The organism is Terriglobales bacterium (assembly GCA_035937135.1).
In the GTDB taxonomy this organism is placed as follows: Bacteria; Acidobacteriota; Terriglobia; order Terriglobales; family Acidobacteriaceae; genus DASYVL01.
In genome coordinates this window covers 1-3,923 of the sequence record DASYVL010000159.1, presented here as the reverse complement: position 1 = coordinate 3,923, position 3,923 = coordinate 1, and the positions used below count along the sequence as shown (strand labels likewise).

At 66.7% G+C, this 3,923-nt stretch carries 5 protein-coding genes; 1 reads left to right on the top strand and 4 read right to left on the bottom strand.

The features are described from left to right. Window positions 1-110: 110 nt before the first annotated feature. Together VGQ94_09305 and acpS are read right to left on the bottom strand one after the other, a co-directional pair. Window positions 111-560, bottom strand: a complete 450-nt coding sequence (locus VGQ94_09305; protein ID HEV2022715.1) for a hypothetical protein — start codon at window positions 558-560, stop codon at window positions 111-113. Window positions 561-597: 37 nt separating this feature from the next. Further along, window positions 598-996, bottom strand: a complete 399-nt coding sequence (acpS, locus tag VGQ94_09300; protein ID HEV2022714.1) for a holo-ACP synthase — start codon at window positions 994-996, stop codon at window positions 598-600. A gap of 192 nt (window positions 997-1,188) precedes the next feature. Between acpS and VGQ94_09295 the strand changes: the two genes are divergently transcribed. Then, the gene (locus VGQ94_09295; GenBank protein HEV2022713.1) at window positions 1,189-1,389 is read left to right on the top strand and encodes a cold-shock protein; all 201 of its coding nucleotides are present in this window, start codon (window positions 1,189-1,191) and stop codon (window positions 1,387-1,389) included. A gap of 40 nt (window positions 1,390-1,429) precedes the next feature. Here the strand turns inward: VGQ94_09295 and VGQ94_09290 are convergent, their stop codons facing one another. Beyond that, window positions 1,430-2,374, bottom strand: a complete 945-nt coding sequence (locus tag VGQ94_09290) for a class I SAM-dependent methyltransferase (protein HEV2022712.1) — start codon at window positions 2,372-2,374, stop codon at window positions 1,430-1,432. Between the two features lie 44 nt (window positions 2,375-2,418). Further along, on the bottom strand, window positions 2,419-3,849 hold the full coding sequence (gene selA / locus VGQ94_09285; GenBank protein ID HEV2022711.1) for an L-seryl-tRNA(Sec) selenium transferase: 1,431 nt from the start codon (window positions 3,847-3,849) through the stop codon (window positions 2,419-2,421). Window positions 3,850-3,923: the final 74 nt, after the last annotated feature.

Here is a 3,923-nt window from a genome sequence, read left to right as displayed (position 1 = left end):
CGCCCAACGTACTTGCTTCTGACTTGGCACAGGTTTCCCGCCTGCCGGTCACCGAGAGCGCCGAATCATACCAGAACCCAAGGGGGACGTCAGCAAGGCCGTGGCCCCGGTCAGGCGCGAGCGCCCGGAACGGGACTCCAGCCTCGGCTGAGCGCTGCCGCCGCCAGGTACGCCGCAGCGCCGATGGCCAGCGTGGCTGCGATTCCGAAGTGGATGGCGATGGCCATGGCCAGCGCCGAGCCCAGCACGCTGGCTCCGGCGTTCATCGCCCACGCCCACTCCACCCCGCCCTGGCCGCGCTCCGCGAGTTGGCGCAGGCCGGTGGGGAAGGGCATGCCCATGGCAAATCCCATGGGGATCAGCAGCAGCGCGCTGACTGCGAGCTTCGCGGGGAAGGGAATGCCGATCCATGCGCCCAGCACTCGCGGCAACAAGAACACCAGCGCCGCGAGGCCCGCAGTGATTCCGGCCAGCACCCAGCGCACGCGCCGAGGGTCGGGCAGCCAGCGCCGGGCCGCCAGACTTCCCGCGCCGCTTGAGCCATTCGGAGCCAGGGCCACTGGGGTCAATGAAGCAATGCCACAATGACCCAATGGCTCAATCTTCAAGGATCACCTGCGCCACCGCCTGCTCCTTGGTATGCGAGAGCGAGAGCGAAGCGCGCTTCATGCCCAGGCGCTCGGCGTGCTTGGCCGCCCGTCCGGTGAAGGAGAGCGTGGGGCGCCCGCCGGGGGCGTGTCCCACCTCCACCTCGCGCCAAGCGACGCCCTGGTTCCAGCCCGTCCCCAGGGCCTTGAAGGCGGCCTCCTTGGCGGCAAAGCGGGCGGCATAGCGCTCCGCGCGGTTCTTCTTGGAGTCGCAATAGCGAATCTCGGCTGGGGTGAAGATGCGCTGGAGGAAGCGCGGCCCGAAGCGCTCGATGGCCGCCCCCACCCGTCCCACTTCGACGATGTCAACTCCCGTGCCCACAATCACTTGGCAAAACCTGTGTGGCATAGCCGTCCCCGGCTGTGCGCGGTGTGGCCGGATAAGGTAACACACGACCCTTGGCTTTTTCCAGGGCCTCTGGTATCCTATTTGTGCGTTTGAAGAAGCGGTTGTGAGCGGTATCTGCTAAACAGCTGAAGCCCGCCTCTGCAGTTCCGATTCATGTCAGCGCAAATCCAACAACTAAGGAACATCAACACAATGGAACAAGGAACAGTAAAGTGGTTTAACGACGCCAAGGGATACGGCTTCATCAGCCGCCCCAACGGTGAGGACGTTTTCGTGCATTTCTCGGCCATCCAGGCAGCGGGTTTCCGCAGCCTTCAGGAAGGTCAGGCGGTGCAGTTCAACGTCGTGAAGGGTCCCAAGGGCTGGCAAGCAGAGAACGTACAACCGATCTAAGCTTCGCCGAGACTGAAGGGCGGCCTGCGGGCCGCCCTTTTCATTTGGTGCGCAGCCAGAAGGACATGCCGCCGCCGCCGTCCACACCCGCCATGGCCGGATGCCGCCACAGCGGCTCAAGCACCGCACTCAACTCCGCGTCGCCGCTGACGTAGGCGTTGGGTAACATGACCTCGAATCCCGCGCTTTCCTCCAGCAGCGCGAAGGCCAGCAGATACTGCTCCGAGTAGTAGCGGTCCCCCCACTGCGGCGGATAGTCGTAGGGCAGCAGGATGTCGTGCACCTGCACCAGCACGCCCGGCTTCAGCCGCGGCAAAATCTCGAGGAAGGCCACCGCCACGTCGGAATTCGTCAGGCAGACGTGCGAACAGTCGATAAAGAAGATGTCGCCGGGTTCGAGTTGGTCGAAGATCGCGGTGTCGGTCAGGTCCTGGAGCGGCTGGCGCAGCACCGTGTCGCAGAGCGAATCCACCTCCGCGCGGGGATGGGGGTCGATGGAGGTGATCTTGGTCGCCAGGCCCAGGTCGCGGATGGCGCGGCGCGCGAACTTGGTGGAGTAGCCGGAGCCCACTTCGACGTAGCGCTTGGGCTTGCTCAGCCCCAAGAAACAGTACGCCGCCACCGCATCCGGCGCGGGCAGCCACTTGTTCATCCAGCAGGGCTCGGGCGAATTGGCCGCGGCCTGCTTCGGGATCTTGACCAGATGCTCCTGGAATTGGAGAAAGCTCTCGAGCGTCCGTCGGTAGGCCTGGCGGTCGCGGCCGAGTCGCTCGGCGAGTTGCGCGTGCGCCGGCTTGCCGAATCCCCAGCGCGGTTCGGGCGTGACCGGATAGTCGAGGAAAACGATCTGGTGTCCCTTGATGAGCCGCCGCAGGTTGTAGAGCAGATAGAGCAGCGGATGCCGCCGCGCCACCCCTTTGACTTTCTTCTTGAACGAGGGCGCCTCGGGCTGGGTGGCGTGGATGGAGGAGGAGCGCTGCGACATAGCGCTCTAGGCTAATACATTCGCCGCCAAACCCGAGCGGCCATCTATTTAGCGATGGAGGCCAGGGCCGCGGCGACGGCCGCGTCTTCTTCCGGGAAGACGGTGCGCAGGTCGAGCAGCACGCGCCTTTCCTCGACGCGCGCGATCACCGCAGGTTCGGCGGCGCGCAGGCGCGCGGCTAGTTGGTCGGCGCGCAGCCCCTTGCAGGCGACGGCCACGAGAACGGTCGGCAAGGATGCGCCCGGCGTCGAGCCGCCACCGATGACCGATTCGCCGGCGACGATCTCGATCCGCAGAGAGGTTGCTTGCCGTTCAGACGTTGCAAGCAACTTCTCCACCATCGCCGAAACACGGATGCTGATCTCGTTCACGTCCATGCGCATCATGCGCAGCGCGGGGACGCTGTCATAGTCCTGCCGCAGGTAGGCCAGCAGCGTGGCTTCGAGGGCGGCGTAGGTGAGCTTCGACACGCGCAGGGCGCGGAAGAGCGGATTCGAGCGGATGCGCGCGATGCGCGCCGGCTTGCCGCTGAGCATGCCCGCCTGCGGCCCGCCCAGCAGCTTGTCGCCGCTGTAGGTGACCACGTCCACGCCGGCGCCGAGGCTCGCGGCCACGCCTGGTTCGCCCTCGACTCCGACCGAGCGCAGGTCAAAGAGCGCACCCGAGCCCAGGTCCTCCATCACGGGCAGGCGGTGTTTGCGCGCGAGCTTCACCAAGTCTTCGAGGCGCGGCTGTTCGGTGAAGCCCACGATCTGGAAGTTCGAGCGATGGACGCGCAGCAGCAGCTTCGTTCGCTCGTTGATGGCGCGCTGGTAGTCGGCGAGGCGGGTGCGGTTGGTGGTGCCGACCTCGCGCAGCACCGCGCCCGATTTGGCCATGATCTCCGGGATGCGGAAGGAGCCGCCGATCTCCACCAGCTCGCCGCGGGAGACGATGACCTCGCCGCCCTCGGCCAGGGTATTCAGCGCCAGCAAAACCGCGGCGGCGTTGTTGTTGACCACGACGGTGGCCGAGTTGCGCGCGCCCTCGGCTGCGAGCAAGCGCTCGAAGAGCCCTTGCACGTGGACGTCGCGCTTGCCGCGCTCGCCCGCCGCCAGGTCGAACTCCAAGTTGGAGTAGCCGCCCGCGACTTCCGCGATACTGCGCAGGGCGTCGGCGGAGAGCGGCGCACGTCCCAGGTTGGTGTGCAGGATGACGCCGGTGGCGTTGATGAGCGGGCGCAACGAGAACTGGAGCGACTGCCGCAACCGGCGCTCGACCGCCGCCGGCAGTCCTGCGACCGCCGTTTCGACGCCCTGCGGGTTGAGGCGGCCGGAGGAAATCTCCTTGCGCATCCGCGCCAGCGCCTGGCGCGCGGCTTCGGTGACCGCGGCGCGGCCCTCGCGCGCCGCCAGCTCAGCCAGCTCCGGCCCGCGCAGCAACTCATCCACCGAGGGCAGCTTGCGGTAGAGCCCGGACTTGGCGGAGGCCTTCATGCCACGGTCATTTCAGGGAGATGGGCGCCTCGAGCGTCCCGAAGTATCCGGTGCGGTTGTCGCGGATGGCGATG